Annotated in this window: 17 protein-coding genes and 1 pseudogene; 14 read left to right on the top strand and 4 right to left on the bottom strand. The window is 49.1% G+C overall.

Going from position 1 to position 17,489, the window contains the following annotated elements; all coding sequences use genetic code 11:
• Window positions 1-163 precede the first annotated feature (163 nt).
• The 9 genes and pseudogenes from sufC (at window position 164) to LBCZ_RS05555 (ending at window position 8,557) form a co-directional block, all read left to right on the top strand.
• Window positions 164-931 (top strand): Fe-S cluster assembly ATPase SufC, encoded by a 768-nt coding sequence (gene sufC / locus LBCZ_RS05515; RefSeq protein WP_025012624.1) that lies wholly within the window; start codon window positions 164-166, stop codon window positions 929-931.
• Window positions 924-1,955 carry a SufD family Fe-S cluster assembly protein gene (locus tag LBCZ_RS05520; protein WP_025012623.1) on the top strand — a complete coding sequence of 344 codons (1,032 nt, stop codon included), beginning with the start codon at window positions 924-926 and terminating at the stop codon, window positions 1,953-1,955. Before sufC ends, LBCZ_RS05520 begins: the two co-directional genes overlap by 8 nt.
• On the top strand, window positions 1,948-3,144 hold the full coding sequence (locus LBCZ_RS05525; RefSeq protein ID WP_025012622.1) for an aminotransferase class V-fold PLP-dependent enzyme: 1,197 nt from the start codon (window positions 1,948-1,950) through the stop codon (window positions 3,142-3,144). Before LBCZ_RS05520 ends, LBCZ_RS05525 begins: the two co-directional genes overlap by 8 nt.
• Complete coding sequence (gene sufU / locus LBCZ_RS05530) at window positions 3,131-3,577, top strand: Fe-S cluster assembly sulfur transfer protein SufU (RefSeq protein ID WP_025012621.1); 447 nt, start codon at window positions 3,131-3,133, stop codon at window positions 3,575-3,577. Before LBCZ_RS05525 ends, sufU begins: the two co-directional genes overlap by 14 nt.
• Window positions 3,570-5,006: a Fe-S cluster assembly protein SufB gene (gene sufB / locus LBCZ_RS05535; RefSeq protein ID WP_039638919.1), complete on the top strand. Its 1,437-nt coding sequence runs from the start codon at window positions 3,570-3,572 to the stop codon at window positions 5,004-5,006. Before sufU ends, sufB begins: the two co-directional genes overlap by 8 nt.
• A gap of 241 nt (window positions 5,007-5,247) precedes the next feature.
• Window positions 5,248-5,430 carry a hypothetical protein gene (locus LBCZ_RS05540; RefSeq protein ID WP_025012620.1) on the top strand — a complete coding sequence of 61 codons (183 nt, stop codon included), beginning with the start codon at window positions 5,248-5,250 and terminating at the stop codon, window positions 5,428-5,430.
• Between the two features lie 333 nt (window positions 5,431-5,763).
• Window positions 5,764-6,144 carry a DUF1694 domain-containing protein gene (locus tag LBCZ_RS05545; RefSeq protein ID WP_010488839.1) on the top strand — a complete coding sequence of 127 codons (381 nt, stop codon included), beginning with the start codon at window positions 5,764-5,766 and terminating at the stop codon, window positions 6,142-6,144.
• An 81-nt stretch (window positions 6,145-6,225) separates the two neighbouring features.
• Window positions 6,226-7,194: a DUF2785 domain-containing protein gene (locus tag LBCZ_RS05550; RefSeq protein ID WP_025012619.1), complete on the top strand. Its 969-nt coding sequence runs from the start codon at window positions 6,226-6,228 to the stop codon at window positions 7,192-7,194.
• Window positions 7,195-7,669: 475 nt separating this feature from the next.
• Window positions 7,670-8,557, top strand: a pseudogene (locus LBCZ_RS05555) (helix-turn-helix domain-containing protein).
• 173 nt (window positions 8,558-8,730) lie between these two features.
• On the opposite strand, the gene LBCZ_RS05560 reads toward LBCZ_RS05555, so the two are convergent.
• The 3 genes from LBCZ_RS05560 to LBCZ_RS05570 all read right to left on the bottom strand — a co-directional run bounded on the left by LBCZ_RS05560 (window position 8,731) and on the right by LBCZ_RS05570 (window position 11,307).
• Entirely contained in the window at window positions 8,731-9,231 is a 501-nt protein-coding gene (locus LBCZ_RS05560; protein ID WP_010488833.1) for a universal stress protein, read from the bottom strand.
• Window positions 9,232-9,291: 60 nt separating this feature from the next.
• Window positions 9,292-9,570, bottom strand: coding sequence for a hypothetical protein (locus LBCZ_RS05565; protein WP_025012618.1), 279 nt, complete (start codon window positions 9,568-9,570; stop codon window positions 9,292-9,294).
• 441 nt (window positions 9,571-10,011) lie between these two features.
• Complete coding sequence (locus LBCZ_RS05570; protein ID WP_025012617.1) at window positions 10,012-11,307, bottom strand: replication-associated recombination protein A; 1,296 nt, start codon at window positions 11,305-11,307, stop codon at window positions 10,012-10,014.
• A 222-nt stretch (window positions 11,308-11,529) separates the two neighbouring features.
• On the opposite strand from LBCZ_RS05570, the gene LBCZ_RS05575 reads away from it, so the two are divergent.
• Window positions 11,530-13,494 (top strand): hypothetical protein, encoded by a 1,965-nt coding sequence (locus tag LBCZ_RS05575; RefSeq protein ID WP_025012616.1) that lies wholly within the window; start codon window positions 11,530-11,532, stop codon window positions 13,492-13,494.
• Window positions 13,495-13,616: 122 nt separating this feature from the next.
• On the opposite strand, the gene LBCZ_RS05580 is transcribed toward LBCZ_RS05575, so the two are convergent.
• Window positions 13,617-14,063: a YueI family protein gene (locus LBCZ_RS05580; RefSeq protein ID WP_025012615.1), complete on the bottom strand. Its 447-nt coding sequence runs from the start codon at window positions 14,061-14,063 to the stop codon at window positions 13,617-13,619.
• A gap of 89 nt (window positions 14,064-14,152) precedes the next feature.
• On the opposite strand from LBCZ_RS05580, the gene LBCZ_RS05585 reads away from it, so the two are divergent.
• From LBCZ_RS05585 to LBCZ_RS05600, 4 genes are all read left to right on the top strand, one after another.
• Window positions 14,153-14,803, top strand: coding sequence for a DUF1054 family protein (locus LBCZ_RS05585; protein WP_070098474.1), 651 nt, complete (start codon window positions 14,153-14,155; stop codon window positions 14,801-14,803).
• Between the two features lie 166 nt (window positions 14,804-14,969).
• On the top strand, window positions 14,970-15,635 hold the full coding sequence (sdaAB, locus tag LBCZ_RS05590) for an L-serine ammonia-lyase, iron-sulfur-dependent subunit beta (protein ID WP_025012613.1): 666 nt from the start codon (window positions 14,970-14,972) through the stop codon (window positions 15,633-15,635).
• A 47-nt stretch (window positions 15,636-15,682) separates the two neighbouring features.
• Window positions 15,683-16,552, top strand: a complete 870-nt coding sequence (gene sdaAA, locus LBCZ_RS05595; RefSeq protein ID WP_025012612.1) for an L-serine ammonia-lyase, iron-sulfur-dependent, subunit alpha — start codon at window positions 15,683-15,685, stop codon at window positions 16,550-16,552.
• 93 nt (window positions 16,553-16,645) lie between these two features.
• Window positions 16,646-17,332, top strand: coding sequence for a histidine phosphatase family protein (locus tag LBCZ_RS05600; RefSeq protein WP_025012611.1), 687 nt, complete (start codon window positions 16,646-16,648; stop codon window positions 17,330-17,332).
• Window positions 17,333-17,489 lie beyond the last annotated feature (157 nt).

The raw sequence follows: 17,489 nt of genomic DNA on the forward strand, positions 1-17,489 counted from the left end.
ATTGAAAAAGAACGTCATTTAAATTTAAATGCCTCACAATGATCAGATAAGCAAAGTCTGATGGTTGTGGGGCTTTTTTTAAAAGCGGGGCGTTTGCCGCCGTATCTGTTATGACGTAGAATAACGGTATAACGAAAAGTCAAATCCAGTCGGGGGTAACATTGTGCATACACTTGAGATTAAAGATTTACATGTCAAAATTAAGTCAGAACCGGAGCATCCGGAGATCTTAACCGGGGTCAATTTGAAGTTGGCAACCGGCGAGATTCACGCCATTATGGGTCCAAATGGTACAGGTAAGTCGACGTTGGCCGAGACAATCATGGGTAATCCGGCTTATGAGGTGACTCAAGGCGACATTCTGATTGACGGGAAGTCGATTCTGGACCTTGCTGTCGATGAACGGGCGCGTGCCGGGTTGTTTCTCGGCATGCAGTACCCGCAGGAAATTGCCGGGGTGACGAATGCGGAATTCATTCGTGCTGCGATCAATGCGCGGCGTCCGGAAGATGATCAGATTCGTATTACCGATTTTTTGAAACAATTAGATAAGACGATGGCAACCCTTGAGATGCCGGAATCAATGGCAGATCGGTATCTGAATCAAGGCTTTTCCGGGGGTGAAAAGAAACGTAATGAAATTCTACAGTTGATGATGATTCATCCGCATTTTGGCTTACTGGATGAAATCGACTCCGGCTTGGATATTGATGCACTGCGGATCGTCGCCAAGGGGGTTAACCTGATGCGCGGACCGGAATTCGGCAGCATGATTATTACCCATTATCAGCGTCTGTTGGATTACATTATTCCTGATGTTGTGCACGTCATGAAAGGCGGCCGGATCATCGAAAGCGGTGGCCCTGACTTAGCCAAAGAATTGGAAAAGACCGGCTATGAACACCTTAAAGTGGGTGAACAAAATGGTTGAAACAACAACGCTGCCGGCGCCTAATCTGCTTAAGTTTCCGTTGGCGCGCTATTTAAAGAACCAACCTGATGCCGTTGAGGATCGGGTTATCTTGCATGCACCTCAGGCAATCGCTTATGCGGCCGGGTCGAGTGAAGTTCAGCGTTTTACGCCGACAAATTCGCTTGATGCATGGCTGCTGCGTTCGCCTCAAGGGGCAACGACGGTCGATATTCCCGCCCATTTTGTTAGCGGCGATGACCCCATCGTCCTGACAGGGCCTAAAAACGCCGGTGGTTTACTGTACGTTCATGTTGGCAGAGGCGCCAAGGTTACCCTGCAGGAAAAGTGGGCTAGTGGCGGCCACGTGTTAGGTATTTGGCTCATGTTGGTGGTTGATGCCGACGCGGACGTTAATTGGCTGAGCTATGATAGCTTTACTGCCGACACTGTGCTGGTGAATCGCACGGCGACATTAGCCGCCAATGCGAAGCTTAATTGGACATTGGCCGGATTTTCGCATAACTCCGGTTTGAATCGAGTCGATGTGCGCTTGCTGGGACAAAACGCCGAGGCAACAGTTAACGTGGGCGTTTTGGCTTCCGGCAATCAACATGTCAGCTATACGACATCCGTGACCAATGAAGGCCAGCATACGGTGGGGCACATTAACCAGCGCGGTGTGATTACCGGCAATGCCCACCTGATGTTTAATGGGATTGGCCACATCATCAAGGGTGCCCGCGGAAGTGATGCTCAACAGGAAAATCGCGTGTTGATGTTATCACAGCGAGCGGAAGGCGATGCCAACCCAATCCTATTAATTGATGAAAATGACGTCACGGCCGGACATGCTGCTTCCGTGACGCGGGTGAATGCCGATCAGCTTTACTATTTAATGAGTCGCGGACTTTCTGCGACCTTAGCAAAACGATTGGTGATTCGCGGCTTTTTGGAAGGCGGTTTGGCTGAAATCGATGATGTTCGGCTGAAAAAAGAACTGTTTGCAACGATTGATCGAACGCTGGTGGCTGAAGATGCGTGAACAATTTCCGTTTTTTAAGGCTCATCCTAATCTGGTTTATTTAGATACCGCAGCGACTTCCCAAAAGCCGCAAGCCTTGTTGGATAGCCTTCAGAATTACTATATTAATGATAATGCCAACGTGCACCGCGGTCTCTACAAGTTGGCCTATGATACGACTGAGGCATATGAAGGAGTTCGCCAGCAAGTTGCTGATTTCCTTCATGCCCAAAGTGCCGATGAGATTATCTTTACTCGTGGCACGACAGATAGTCTGAATTTGGTGGCGAGTGCATTTGGCCCGCATGCAGTGCCTGCTGGTGGCCGGATTGTGGTCAGCGGCGCCGAACACCACAGCAATTTTATTCCGTGGCAGCAACTTGCTAAGCGTCAGCAAGCAACCTTCACCGTAACGCCGGTTCATCCGGATGGGACAGTCGACGTGCCCGCCTTATTGGCCGCTATCACGCCAGGTACCAACTTAGTAGCGATTGCCCAAGTGACCAATGTTGCCGGCGATACGCTCCCAGTTGCAGAGATTGCGAAAAAAGCGCATGACGTGGGGGCCGTTGTTGTCGTTGACGGCGCTCAGGCAGTCGCTCATATGGCAGTTGATGTCCAAGCGTTAGGCGCGGACTTCTACGCCTTTTCCGGACATAAAATCTATGGGCCAACAGGTATCGGTGCGCTTTATGGGCGTGCTGACCTGTTGGCGAAAATGCCGCCGATTCAGTTTGGCGGTGAAATGATTTCCGAAGTCCGCGACCAAGAAAGTACGTGGGCAGACGGGCCGATCAAGTATGAAGCCGGTACGCCCCATATTGCTGGTGTGATCGGCATGGGCGCGGCGTTGAACTGGTTTCATGAAAACGTTGATGCCGCGGCATTACAAACCGAACATGAATTGACGAATCAATTGCGAACCGCGTTGACAGCGATTCCGGATCTCACGGTTTATGGCAACGACGACAGTCTGGCAACGGTTTCGTTTAATTTAACGGGTATTCATCCCCACGATGTTGCCACCTTCCTGGATGAGCAGCAGATCGCCGTGCGCGCCGGCCATCACTGCGCCCAGCCACTCATGGCCAGGCTAGGAGTGCCAGCAACGGTGCGCGCCAGTTTTGGGGGCTACAACAATCAGGATGACGTAACGAAATTGGTTGAAGCTGTTCAGGCCGCAAGGAGGTATTTCCATGGCATTGACTAAGCTAGATCAAATGTATCGCGCGGTGATTCTCGACGAGGCGCAACACCCGCGGCATCACGGCGTTTTAGCTGATTTTGATCACGAAATCACGGTGCGCAACCCCAGCTGCGGCGATGTTTTGCACTTGCAGATTAGTGAAAAGGATGGCCGGGTGAACGATGTTGCTTTTTCCGGCAGTGGCTGTACTATTTCTCAAGCCAGTGCGAGCCTGATGACCGATCAGATTTTAGGTAAAACGCCAGCCGAAATTGAGCAGATGGTCGAAACTTTTTCCGACTTGATTATCAAAGGCGATGTTCCTGATGCTGATCGTTTGGGGGATGCGGCTGTGTTAAAAGGCGTTCATCAGTTTCCGGCACGCATCAAATGTGCCACGTTAGCATGGAAAGCAGCTGCGCAAGTTTTGACGCAGAAAGGTAAAACCGATGACTGAGACAAAAAATACTAAAAATAATGAAACTGTTGCGGCGGATATCGACTTTTTACCTGACGAAAATCCCGCTGATTTCAAAGACGATATCAAGCCGGTCTATTCAACCGGGCGTGGGCTTACCGAAGAAACGGTACGGGCCATCTCGTCGGAAAAACATGAGCCGGAGTGGATGCTGGATTATCGGCTGAAGGCGTATGCGACTTACCGTAAGCTGGCAATGCCGAATTTTGGCCCGGATTTGTCGGATTTGGATTTGGATAATATGCTTTATTTCCAAAAAGCAACCGATCGCACGTATCGCGATTGGGATGACGTGCCGGACACGATCAAGAAAACATTCGATCGTCTCGGCGTGCCGCAAGCCGAGCGGAAATACCTGGCCGGTGCCAGTGCCCAGTACGAGTCTGAAGTGGTTTACCACAATATGCGCAATGAATTTGAAAAGCTAGGGATTATTTTCATGGACATGGATTCGGCGTTGAAGGAATATCCCGAACTTGTGCATGAATACTTTGGAAAATTGGTTAAGCCTAGCGACAACAAATTTGCGGCGCTTAATGGTGCGGTTTGGTCCGGTGGCAGTTTTATTTATGTTCCTAAAGGTGTCCAAACCGATGTGCCTATTCAAAGTTACTTCCGAATCAATGCGGAGAACACAGGACAATTTGAACGGACCCTCATCATTGTGGAGCCGGGCGCGCACGTTAACTATGTTGAAGGGTGTACGGCACCGAATTATTCCAGTGACAGCCTGCATGCAGCGGTCGTCGAGGTCTTCGTTAAAAATGATGCCTATTGCCGCTACACGACGATTCAAAACTGGAGCAAGAATGTGTTCTCACTTGAAACCAAGCGGGCTCAGGCGCTTGATAATGCCACGATGGAGTGGGTTGACGGCAATCTTGGCAGTAAGACGACCATGAAGTACCCTAGCGTCTATCTGGACGGCAAAGGGGCACACGGTACGATGCTCAGTATTGCGGTGGCCGGCGAAGGTGTCGATCAGGATAACGGGGCGCGCATGATTCATAATGCGCCGAACACAAGTAGTTCGATCGTTTCCAAATCCATTGCCAAAGATGGCGGCGCGGTTGACTACCGCGGAACGGTTCGATTCACCAAAAAAGCCGACAATGCCTTTTGTCACGTGGAATGCGACACTATTTTAATGGACGAAAAGAGCTCCAGTGATACCATTCCTTACAATGAGATTCACAACTCGACGGTTTCAATGGAACACGAAGCAAAGGTTTCGAAAGTTTCGGAAGAGCAGCTGTATTATTTAATGAGCCGTGGGATTTCCGAAGCCAAGGCGACCGAGATGATCATCATGGGCTTCGTGGAGCCGTTCACCAAAGAGTTGCCGATGGAATATGCGGTTGAGTTGAATCGCCTCATCGGTATGGAAATGGACGGTTCGGTTGGATGATGCTGAGGTGACGCGGTTTGTGGGGCGTTTTGGCGCTTCTAGGGAAGTACTCTCCACAAAATAATCGACAAGTTAATATTGGATAATTTCGGTATGCCTAAAATCAGTCAGTCATCAATGCTCGCGTGAATACGCAGCTAGTTGGTGATTGGCTGTTTTTTTAAACAAAGTATTAGGCAAGCCTAACTTTTTGTTTTATGATAGATGCGGTACCAAAATGGCAACATTGAGGGGGCTGCTAATGGACAACTATGATAAAGCAAGGAAAGTCTTGCAATCAATGGCGCTGTCTAAAATTGCACAGGAAACTGGCATCAGCATTGGCCAGATCTGGCATTATCGGGATCGCCATGAAGGCATTGAAAAGGCACCGCCGGCTTATGTGGAGCGAATTGCGCGTCTGTATCGCAAAAAGCGTGTTTAAAGTGGATAAAGTTGGGGGATGTGGTAGTAGGTGAGAGGAAGTGGCCGAACGTTTTTAAGATAAGGCTCAGGAAATTAAACATCGCGACGTTGTCTTGAGCTAGGTAACTTGATTAGCTGAGACGGTGCCTGTTCGGGTTGTTGATCCGAACGTCGACAAGACCGCATGGCAAGTGTGATAGCTGCCATGCGGTCTTGTCGTTTTTTGACCTTCGGAGTAAGTGGACGCTATTTAGACACGGGTGCTACAATGAGTGAATGTATGGATTGGCGTTGGCTAATCGAATCGCGACTTCTGGGTAGCACATTATGATCAAGCGGCAGGAGGAAGATCATGGCTGAAGACTTGGAACATTTCATTAAAACAATGGCGCTGGGTATTCCAACCATCAAGCCGGATGAAAAGCGGGCTTTTCTAGGTAATTTTCGCGAACGGGTGGCAATGGCCGTGACCATTCGGCAACTGCGGGATGCCCGAATTACGGCGATGCTTGACTCGGTGCTGACGCGCTATCCCGGTTATCGGATCTTTTTGAACGGTCGGATGGGGGAGAGTTTAGTTAATCAATATATGTTGCAAGCACTGGCGCATCAATATCCCTTTACGATTATGAATCAGCCGGGGATGCGCGTCACCAAGCGTGTGTTGCCAACCGACTTTGGCTGGGTTCTTGCACATCCAACGCAAAAAATCAGTCGTCCGATTTTGTTATAGAACCAGCAGGCATGGCCACGGGATTGCTTGGCGACGGCAAACCGCACCACAATGCCATTTAACTTTAAAAGGAGGCCCATTTTGACGCAACTTGATACTATTCAAACCACAGTCCAGCAACTGCGGACATTACTGAATCAAGGTAAAATTTTTGCAACATTGCCGGATATGCTGGGAAAAGTCATTGATAGCATCGCAACGGAATCGAAAACGCGTGTCACGATTCCGCACGATGATAAAACCGCTATTGCAAGAATTCGAACCATTCAAAAGCGGATCAAGCAAACGAGTGATCCGAGCGTCACTGATGATGAGATTGCCTTTTTGGTGGCGCATTTAGCCAGTACCAAACCCGCTGTCCGGGACAAAGGCGTTTTTTTCTTATTTAATGATTTGTTTCAGGCAGAGGCGTTTACGAACGAGCAAGTCAAGGCGCTTTTTAAACGGTTGCAAGCGCCGGATATTTTGTTCAGTCATATCTTCGAACCCCAAAATGATGCCGTGTTTCTGCGAAGCTTTGCGGTGATGATCTTGAGCGGTATGATTTATGCCGATCAGAATCGCTATCATATTCTCAGTAAAGCTAATTATCTGACAACCGTGCAGAATATCGGAACGTATATTCTGCTTGAAAGAGATGGTCGGGGATATGTCGAAACCAAAGGCTGGGCCCATGCATTTACGCATATTGGCAATATGTTGGAAGAACTGAGTCAAGTCGATGTTTTGCCGCGATCCGAGAAAGTTTTCTTGATGGCGGCAGTCGTGGAAGCTTGGCGGCGCATTGAAACGCCGTTAATATTCGGCGAGGATCATCGAATGGCCTTGTATCTCAGCGGTATCACCAATGTTAACCAGTTTTATAGCGAGACGCTTTTAATGTGCCTCAAGAACTGGCAACATACGCTGGTCAATATTCGCCCGCAGGAATCTTACGCTTTTTGGGTGCGGTGGTACAATCGCAATCGCTTATTGCAGGCACTGACATTACGCGCTGATTTGCCGCAACCGATTACGGATTACATTCAACAGATTGTCGATCTATTCTGAATGAGAGCGTGAACTGGCGCGGTTAGAAGTCGGAGTGTAAGTGGCCTCAGGCGTGATGGCCCGATCTTGGCCATTGCGCCTGAGGTCCTTACACGCAGACTTCTGCGCCAGCGAACGCGTTTTAGCAGACGCCATCCTTAAGTAAGAGATTGGTATACTTTTTAATCTTACTAAAAGCAGGATGAAGTTGATTTGTATGGCCTATGAGTTGTAACAATTTTTGAAGACCAGAGCAATAGAAATATTTATGGTTAAATATAAATAAACAGATATTATAGTATGCTGGTTTTGACATTGTGACCTTTTTCATTATCAAAGCTCAAAATTTAAAAAATTTTTTTACAAAAAAAGAATAAATAACGGTTGTTATTGTTAGCTTTTAAAACCAGTTATCCGTATAATTGACACTAGGTTAGGGGGAGACCCCGTGACTTCTATGTTGATTTGTTAAAAGGAACACTGGGGAGTGATAAGTGTGCGAAAGGAGCAGCAAACGCTACGGATTTTGGGGGATAAAGTCCGCTACTATCGTAAGTTAAAAGGCCTATCTCAGGCGGAACTGGCAGCAAATATCTGTACGCAAGCAACGATTAGCCTTATTGAAAAAAGAAATAAGGTTCCAAGCATGAATATTCTGATGCGACTTATTAGTCGATTAGGGATACAACTTGATGATATTGTTGTCGAACATCATGATCGGATTCAACAACTGCTTAACGCGATTGATTACCAGATTTAGCATCATCAATACGCGGTTGCGGCAGATAATCTGAGCAAGATCCGGCTGGATAAGATTAAAAGCGAAGATGATCAAAAGCGTTATTACTATTATCAAGGGATCATCGAGCTATTCAAGAACAACGCACCTGATGAGGCCATTTATTTCTTTGGTCGGGTATTAAGTCCGCTTGTCAATTCAGAGCGTGATTTATATGCCATTTTGGCAACTCTCGGCTTGGGACTGGCATATGCGGACAAGCATACCTTTGATCGTTCACGGGTCTACATTGATCAGGCATTGCGCATGTTAAAACATGTGCCGCTGTCTGACAGTAAGTATCTCGATGTTGAACTGACGATTTATTGGCATATTGCGCGCGTATACTACGAACTAAGTGATTTTAAAGCCGTTTTGAAGTATACCGACCATGGTATTCGTGAAGCCGTTAAGCACGATAAGCTTTTTTTGCTTGACGAACTTTACACCTTGCAGGCCCGGGCCTTGAAATTACTCGGTAATCCGGAGGCGCCTAAAAGTTATCAAATCGCCATTGCGTTTGCACAAGTTACCGGTTCCACTGCACTGGCGGCAAGTCTTGCTGCCGAAATGGTAACACAAAAGCCAAACAGCGAAACCGCATAAGTAATGGTTTCCGGCAACAGTTTGGTGATATTCAAAAAATACCTGAGGCTTTCGTTCTGCATCTGCTGATGTAGTTGGCGAAAGTCTCAGGTATTTTAATGTCGTTTATGTGTGGGCGTCATTGAATGGCGAGTCGGCAACTTTGCGCTAACCATTCCAATTCAGCCTAGCGTTTAATCATCTTGATGTTGTTCGGTTGGCTTTTTCGTACTTGCCAGTGCCGGCTTGTTGGTCAAGTCAGTCCGAACCACGAGGACATCGCATAAGGCGTTCCGTGTGACGTATTCGGTGACCGATCCGATCAGCAGACGTTCAACGGCGTTTAAACCAGTTGCCCCAATCATGATCAGATCGATATTTTTAGCTTTGGGGATGTCTCTGGCGATGATTGTTTTTGGTGCGCCGTATTCAATGCTGAAACTGACCTTGTCCAATCCGGCTTTTTTGGCCTGATCGACATAGCCTTCCATGGTGCTCTTAGCATTTTCCGTGACTTGTTCGACCATCGCTGAATCAAAGCTGGAAACGTTCTGGAACGCTCGGGTATCAACGATATGAATAAGAATTAACTCCGCCTGGTTTCGTTTGGCAACCGCAACCGCTTTTTTGAATGCTAACTCGGCTTCATATGAGCCATCGATCGCAACCAAAATATGTTGATATTGTTGTAACATTCCTCATCACCTCTATCTTCATTGTACTTGATTCCATCGGGAAATTAAATGAAAAGCGTTTCACAACTTCATTTGGGTCAGGCTGATAAAAACAAAAACCGTTGCTAAAAAAGCGCCGCTAACCAAAATGAACAAATTCGCCCACATTGGGAACAAAATCCCACCGATGATGGCGAGGATGCCGACAAGGGTGAAAAGATAGGCAAAGTTCTTGAGAAAACGCGTCATGCCCGGAGACGGTTTTTTGATAATCAGAAAGTTCTGATAGCGATGAAGCCATGTGTAGGCTGCCAACCCGAACAAGGCGACCGCGTAAATGCACATTAAAATGATTGTCAAAGGATCAGTCCTTCCTAGCTGTTTGCTTATATTATGCCACAGCAGCAAAGAAAAGCGGTTAGCTTTTTAAATATCGCCAACGTACATGAGTGATCTGATTAACAACTTACAGTTACTTGGAGGGCATTCGCTTCAGTCATGCCGCAATTTTGGCATGAAAAAAGCCGGCACGGAGCCGGCCAAAAACATGATTGGTTTTTTGTGAAAGACTAATTGGTGCCGTTTTCTTCCCGGATCATTGAAACCCGCTGCTAGCTATGTGGGTCCAGACGTCGTAGACATTAGCCGCTAAGTGAAATAGCAGCACCGTCTATGGCTCTTCCGGTCCCAAGGTCTCGATACTGTTCGGTCAACTGATAGTTAAGGAAGCGCGAACACCTTAGAACTTTCACCGTTATAGTAGCACGAGAAGCCGCATAGGTGCAAGCGGAAACGCTTTCGTTACTTTTTCTTCAACTTTTCGGCGTCGCGCTGCCAGTCTTCAAGTTGCTGTTGGCGCTGGGCTAGCGCGGCTTCATAACGTCCGGTGGTTTTAGGATGGTAGTACTGTTGATGCTTGAGATTATCTGGCAAGTATTGCTGCGCTACCCAGCCGTTAGGATAATTGTGCGGCAACTTGTAGCCTTGGCCATGTCCCAGTTGCTTGGCGCCGCGGTAATGGGCATCGCGCAGATCATCGGGAATCTGGCCGGCGTGGCCGCTTTCGACGTCAGCCAGGGCGGCGTCAATCGCTTTGATGCCGGAGTTACTTTTTGGTGCAAGGCAAAGATCGATCACAGCATCGGCGAGGGGAATGCGGCCTTCAGGAAGCCCCAAGCGTTCGGCACTTTGAATCGCCGTTAGCGTGCGGCTGGCGGTTGCCGGATTGGCTAAGCCGATGTCTTCATAAGCGATCACCAACAACCTCCGCGTAATACTGTTCAAGTCGCCGATTGCGATTAATTGGGCGAGGTAGTGCAAAGCGGCGTTCACGTCAGAGCCGCGAATGGACTTTTGAAACGCTGAAATAATGTCGTAATGGGCATCGCCATTGACATCTCCGGCTAACGATGGCTTTTGCAGGCTTTGTTGAATGGTCGTCAAGTCAATGGTGACGGTGCCATCGTGATCTGCCGGGGTTGATAAAACGGCGAGCTCAAGACCATTGAGTGCAGCCCGTAAATCGCCGTTTGTGGCGTGGGTGAGGTAGTCACGGGCCTTTGGCTGTAAATCGACCTGATACTTGCCTAAGCCGCGCTTTTCGTCTGTCAGTGCCCGATCAATGGCGGTGCTGATATCATCAGCCGTCAACGGTTTGACCTGGAAAATCTGGGTGCGACTGCGAATGGCGGGCTGGATATTCATATAAGGATTTTCAGTGGTGGCCCCGATCAAGATAATCCGGCCACTTTCCAGTAGCGGCAGCAAAAAGTCCTGTTTGGTTTTATCCAATCGATGGATTTCGTCTAGCAGCAAAATCACCGTACCACTCATTTTGGCTTCTTCCGCGACAATTTGCAGATCTTTTTTAGTGTCAGTGGCAGCATTTAAAATGCGAAAAGCATATTTCGTACTGCCAGCAATGGCGCTGGCGATGCTGGTTTTCCCAGTACCGGGTGGGCCATAGAGAATCATGGAACTTAAGCGGTGGGCACTGACCATGCGGCGGATAATTCTTCCTGGACCGACGAGATCCTGTTGGCCGACGACTTCATCTAAATTTTGGGGGCGCATGCGATAAGCAAGCGGTTGTTGCAAAGGAATTCCTCCTTGTAAAAGTTGCGTGTAACAGTTGAGTTTGTCTTGATTAAGGTGTAAAGAATTGCAAGGGAGCTTAGGGACGGGAAGAAGTTTTTCTCAACGTGGTGGCTCGCGCTCTTGCATAAACACGCTTACACTCCGATTTCTAACCGCTCCTGTTCGCGCTCTTGCCTCCAGCGTGTTAATCTAATTCTAAATCATCAACTAAAGGAATGACACATTGTGAATCATTATTGGCAGCTGATTCAAAAACAGCATTTATCTGATTTGGCCATGCAGACCCGGATTGGCGTCGTGCGGACGGTGAAGCCGGTGTTACCGGAAGGCGCGCAGTTGGCTGCCTGGCCCCAATTAAGTCGGCATGCATTGGTTCAGCCATTGTCGGCCTCGACTTTACAGGTGGTAACACCATTGCTGGACGATTTTGCCGGTGTAATTGCTGAATTACGTGCCGGGATTAGTCGCATTTGGGCAAATTTGCCTGAAGACGGGCATCTGCCGGTTTTTTCGGAAGAGCGCGTGAATCAGCAAGTCGTTCGCATTGTTTTGCCGGAAACGTTGTTTGAACGCCTGTATACTGCGGAAAATTTTCAGGGGCAGGGTCCGGAATATGTGGCTTACCGCAATGAGGTTTACGACTTGGTTGCGAATGGCTTGATGCGCCAGTTGCCTTTACTGACGGATTTATTCGCTGCAACGCCGCTGTCCGGTCACCAAGCATTTTGGCCATCATCGGATCAGGAGCGGCAGCTGGTTCAAAAAGTGACCGATCCGGACCATCTGGATCGAACGCTGGCCTTGGATGTTATGGTCGAACTTGACCCTTATACTGCCAGTGGCATAACGTCCCAAATGCTGACCTTTTTGCGAGATAGTTGCTGGTTTGCGTTGAGTCAGCCGGCGATTCCGGTCGCGGTGGCCAGCGAAGTGCGTCGTCACGCTCTGGAAGAAGCACGGAAAATTGCTGCAATGGCGCCCGCAACGCCGGTTAAGGAGCTGACAGCGACCATGGATGCCATGGCCACGTGGTTGAATCATATGAGAATGACAGCGCAACAAAAGCAGGCATTTGAGCTGATGCAGACCCGTTTGATGAAACCGGAGACGACGGTTGCCGGTCAGGTTGCGGCCGCTTTTGGCGATAAAAATGCCGCGGCCAAATCGTTAAGTGAGGAAGCCCGCGCGGATTTGGTGGGGACGGATGGGTTACCGGGCATGGTCGACTTGTCGGGTAATACGCAGGCGTTGGTGCAGGCCGCCATTGACGGTGGTTATCAATTTACGCTATTGGATCGGCAGCAGGGGCTGGTGCAAATTGCGACGGATACGCAAACACAGGTGATTGTCGATGGCACCATTACCAAATACACACCGGGTAATGCCTTGTTAATTGCAACGCACCGGCATGCCGCGAAAAAACTGCTTGCTGCGGCTGGCATACCGGTTGCCCGCGGTGCGAAGTTCACTCGGTGGTCAGATGCCAAGTCAGCGTTTGAGCGAAGTTTTGCACATAAAAGCATTGTGGTTAAACCGGAAGCACGCAGCCAAGGCGTTGCGGTTGAACAGTTTGCAGTTCCGCCGACCGAAAAAGAGTTTGCGCGCGCTTTTCATGAGGCCAATCGTCGTCACGATGTGTTAATCGAGATGATGGCGCGTGGAACGACCTATCATTTTACCATTGTCAGTCAGCAGGTCCTCAGTGTTTTGGAAACCGCGGCGGCGAATGTGGTGGGAGATGGCCGCAAAGCCATTAAAGAATTGGTGGCACTTAAAAATGGGACCCGACCGGCTGCCCGCCAGTTGCAACTCGATGCCGCTGCTCAGCGCCAATTGAAGTTGCAATCGGTCACCCCGGAGACCGTTCTGCGTCGTGGCCAGCAAATTTTTCTGGCGACTGCAGCCCATCCGCAAACCGGAGGCGATCTTTATGATGTCACGGATGAGATTGATCCAAGTTATAAAAAGCTGGCCGTTGAAGCAGCGGCAACTCTTGATTTGCCTGTAGCCGCAGTCGACATCGTGATTGATAATCTGTATGCTGCCTATGATCCGGATGTGGCAGGACAAGCCGTGGTGATCAGTGTCAATCCGGCACCAGACCTAACTTCACCGCAACAGCCGGATATGGGCACACCGCGCTTCATTGCGCCGAAACTGTTGAACTGGTTATTTGCTGAAAAGTAACTGATGTCATTAAACGTTCTGCCGCTCCAGCTAAACAAAAGTACTCCCGGAAACGCACGCGTTTCTGGGAGTACTTGCTTTTATATTTTTTATTGATGCGAACCATGCCAGTGATAGCTTGCTTACAGATGCTTGAACAAATCGAAGCCGCGTTTCTTGGGTTGGGTTTTGTCTTGATCTTGATCCAGTGGTGGCAGGTCGATCGTGCTTTGGTTGATGGCTTTGTCTGAAACAATCAGCAGGCCAGCAGCCTTGTCATCGGTTTGGGCGGTTTCATTTGCTACCAGCGTAAACGGAATGTTGGCGTCGGTGAGCATTTTCATGTATGGACCCGTGACGGCGTTGTCAAGTTTACCGTTTAATAAAGCCTTGTAGCCGTCGTCATGGAAATCTTTTAGCAGCGGGGCTACTTGTTGCTGGCGTTTAGGGTCAGCCAATTCCTGGTTGGAAACGCGCAAGGCAACTCTTTCGCGTAATGAACCCATAAACCGCCGCCGCTCATCGGGGTTGGTCTGCGGGGGACCGTAAAGTGCACTATTCAGATGTTCCTGCATGTTATCGTCTGACATGATTGATGCGTCCTCCTTCAATTGAGTTATCTGTGAAGCAGTGATGATCTAGTCACTAATCACCGCCACTTCATGTGTCTCATTGTAACATGATCTTTTGTAAAGAAAGGGATGAGAGGCCGGTGTTTACCCAAGCAGATTTCGAGGCTTTTGCAGCGCCAACACTAGAGGCGCGGATGGCCTTAATTCGCGCGCGGCTAGATCCAAAGTTTGCCGAGGCCGCCAAGACAATTGTGCCTTTGTTGCAGGCGGCCAATCACCCGATTTTTACCCATATCGCGAAACATCAGCGCCGCCATAAGAATCCGCCGCCTAACACATGGGTTGCCTTTTCCCCGAGTCGGCGCGGCTATAAAATGTTGCCGCACCTTGAATTGGGCTTTTGGGATGATCGCCTGTTTTTATGGCTCGCCTGTTTGCGTGAAAGTAAAACGGTACCGCAGCTGTTGGCTGGCGTGGAGCCGATGATCGAAAAGCTCTCCGGGCAGTGGTTGATGGCCGATGACCATACTAACAAGGCTACGGTTACGTTAAACCTACCCGCCTTGAAGCAGAAAATCACGCGGTTTGATACGATCAAAAATGCCGAGTTTCTCATCGGACAGGTGTATTTAGCCGGTGATCCTATTTGGACAACCCCGGATGTCTTGTGGGCAGAGATTCAGGGGTGTGTCGCCGACCTGGCACCGATATTAGATCAGCTTGTGCGAAACGTGGCGGCTTATCAGACGGAAAAGTGATGAACTAGCTGTCAATTAGCCGCAGAGAAGAAATAGAACGAAAGCTCTTAAAACCAAGCATACCGAAGTTCAGGGTGGTAAAATCACATTGAATAGAAACTCACGTTGTTTTTAAACGTCAGTCTGCGTTGAGCGACTGGTGACACCCGCAAATAAGGAGAAAGCCATGCCAGATATTCGGTTTCACAGTGTCTTTGATATTATCGGTCCCGTCATGGTCGGGCCGAGCAGTTCCCATACTGCCGGGGCGGCACGTATCGGCAAAGTCGTGCGTGATATTTTTGGCGAAAAACCGGAAGTCATTACGATTTATCTGTATGAATCATTTGCCAAAACCTATCGTGGTCACGGAACAGATGTGGCACTGGTCGCTGGACTACTGGGGATGGCGCCTGATGATCCGCGACTGCCCGAATCCTTGAAATTGGCATACGATCAAGGCATCAAAGTCAGTTTTGTGCCGAAAAGCGATAAGGTTGATCATCCTAACACGGCCCATATCGTCTTGCAAGTTGGCGATCATCGACTGGCGGTGACCGGCGTTTCGATTGGCGGCGGTAACATTCAGATCACGGAAATCAATGGCTTCAAGATTTCGTTGAGTATGGGCCAGCCGACTTATATCACCATTCACGATGATGTTCCGGGGATGATTGCGAAAGTGACTGGCATTTTTTCGAATGCAGGGATTAATATCGGCACCATGACGGTCACGCGAACGGCTAAAGGTAAGCAGGCAATTATGATTATTGAGGCTGATGATTATCAAGCTGATATTCTGGCAAAGTTGAAGTTGCTGCCGCACATGCGCAATGTGACTTATTTCGAGTGAATCGCATTTAAAATGTCGTCACGAATTGCCTGGTAAAGGAGCGGAAAATGTTTTATACCGTCAAAGAGCTTGTTGAGCAAAGTCATGCTTTTCCTTCTGTTGTGGCGCTGATGGTGCACACGGAAGTTGAAAATTCGACGCGAACCGAAGAGCAGATCCGCCATTTGATGAGTCGAAACCTTGAAGTCATGGAGCGATCGGTGAAGGAAGGCATCGCTGGCGTTAAAAGTGTCACTGGTCTGACCGGTGGCGAGGCGAAGAAACTGAACACCTATATTACTGACCAGCAATTTATGAGCGGCCAGCCGATTATGGAAGCAGTGCGCAATGCGATTGCGGTGAATGAAGTCAATGCCAAAATGGGACTTATTTGCGCGACACCGACTGCTGGCTCGGCGGGTGTTTTGGCCGGGGTCTTACTAGCGATGCGCGATCGGCTGCATTTGAGCCATGACCAGCAGCTGGATTTTCTTTTCACAGCCGGTGCGTTTGGCTTGGTGATTGCCAATAACGCTGGAATTGCCGGTGCGGAAGGCGGCTGTCAGGAAGAAGTCGGTTCGGCTAGTGCGATGGCCGCGGCGGCGTTGGTGACGGCTAACGGCGGCACGGCAGAACAGGCGGCTACGGCCGTTGCGATCACCTTGCAAAATATGATGGGGTTGGTGTGCGATCCGGTTGCCGGCTTGGTGGAAGTGCCATGTGTGAAACGTAATGCGCTGGGTGCCAGTCAGGCCATGATTTCAGCTGATATGGCGCTTGCCGGGTGTATCAGTGTGATTCCGGCCGATGAAGTGATCGAAGCCGTGAATCGCGTGGGGATGCAGTTGCCCGCTACGTTGCGGGAAACCGGTGAAGGTGGCTTGGCGACAACACCAACGGGCTTGCGGCTGAAGAAGAAAATCTTTGGCAAAGCATGATTGTTGAGGATAACCGAATGAAACATTCGGGCAAGGACAGTTATGATTCATTGTTGATGTTGGTGAATGGCACGTTTTGAAAGGGAGCAGACTGTGATTAATTTATACTTAGTCCGACATGGTGAAACTGCAGGCAATGTGCGCCAGTTGATTCAAGGTGTGACTAATTCGCGCTTGGATGCCCATGGTCGTAAACAGGCATTTGCTCTGGGTTTGGGCTTAAAGGCAAGTGGCTTGAAGTTTGATCGGGTTGTCTCCAGTGATCTCATTCGCGCTCAAGAAACGGCGCAACAGATTCTTTTGGGGATGGACGAAAAACAGCCAATTGAAACCAATAGCGGTTTACGTGAGGAAAATGACGGTATTTTTGAAGGTCGCGAACTCAAAGATGTTTCAGAAGAAGTTTTTGGCGTCCCGGATTACCATCAACTCGTGACAAGTGGCAAGGTGCCACTTGAGACAATTCCTGACAGGTTTCATGCCGCGGATGTGACCAATCAGGCAGAAAACACCCAACAAATTGTTTCCCGCTATGATTTGGCATTGCGCCGGATTGTCGCCGCAGCAGAAGCCGCTCATGAGACGAGCATTTTGGTCGTCAGTCACGGGACTGCCAGTTTGTTGTGGCTGCTGGCACATGGCGCGGACTTACCCAATCGCACCGAACTCACAAATGCCAGCGTCAGCAAGGTGACGTACCAAAACGGTCGCTTCAAAGTGGACTGGGTGGATAACACGACGTTTCGGGATCAGGGGTTACAAGAAGCGTGGTCACAATGACGGAATTTCAGAACCGCAGTCTGCCTGTGCATGTAAGCAGGCTTTTTTTATTTCCGATCGAATCCCGATGATCCGGATTTAAAAAAGATTGTGCACTATCTAAAAATAAGCAGTACGCGTATACTGATGGTGAATCAATCACTGGAGGCGATGTGCG

It is taken from the genome of Lacticaseibacillus casei DSM 20011 = JCM 1134 = ATCC 393 (assembly GCF_000829055.1).
GTDB classification, from domain to species: Bacteria; Bacillota; Bacilli; order Lactobacillales; family Lactobacillaceae; genus Lacticaseibacillus; species Lacticaseibacillus casei.

Coding starts and splice junctions, on each gene's coding strand:
- sdaAB (WP_025012613.1), top strand. CDS start 14,970: ATGCCAGATATTCGGTTTCACAGTGTCTTTGATATTATCGGTCCCGTC.
- LBCZ_RS05540 (WP_025012620.1), top strand. CDS start 5,248: ATGGACAACTATGATAAAGCAAGGAAAGTCTTGCAATCAATGGCGCTG.
- LBCZ_RS05545 (WP_010488839.1), top strand. CDS start 5,764: ATGGCTGAAGACTTGGAACATTTCATTAAAACAATGGCGCTGGGTATT.
- LBCZ_RS05525 (WP_025012622.1), top strand. CDS start 1,948: ATGCGTGAACAATTTCCGTTTTTTAAGGCTCATCCTAATCTGGTTTAT.
- sufU (WP_025012621.1), top strand. CDS start 3,131: ATGGCATTGACTAAGCTAGATCAAATGTATCGCGCGGTGATTCTCGAC.
- LBCZ_RS05520 (WP_025012623.1), top strand. CDS start 924: ATGGTTGAAACAACAACGCTGCCGGCGCCTAATCTGCTTAAGTTTCCG.
- sufB (WP_039638919.1), top strand. CDS start 3,570: ATGACTGAGACAAAAAATACTAAAAATAATGAAACTGTTGCGGCGGAT.
- LBCZ_RS05580 (WP_025012615.1), bottom strand. CDS start 14,063: ATGTCAGACGATAACATGCAGGAACATCTGAATAGTGCACTTTACGGT.
- LBCZ_RS05585 (WP_070098474.1), top strand. CDS start 14,153: ATGATCTTTTGTAAAGAAAGGGATGAGAGGCCGGTGTTTACCCAAGCA.
- sdaAA (WP_025012612.1), top strand. CDS start 15,683: ATGTTTTATACCGTCAAAGAGCTTGTTGAGCAAAGTCATGCTTTTCCT.
- LBCZ_RS05560 (WP_010488833.1), bottom strand. CDS start 9,231: ATGTTACAACAATATCAACATATTTTGGTTGCGATCGATGGCTCATAT.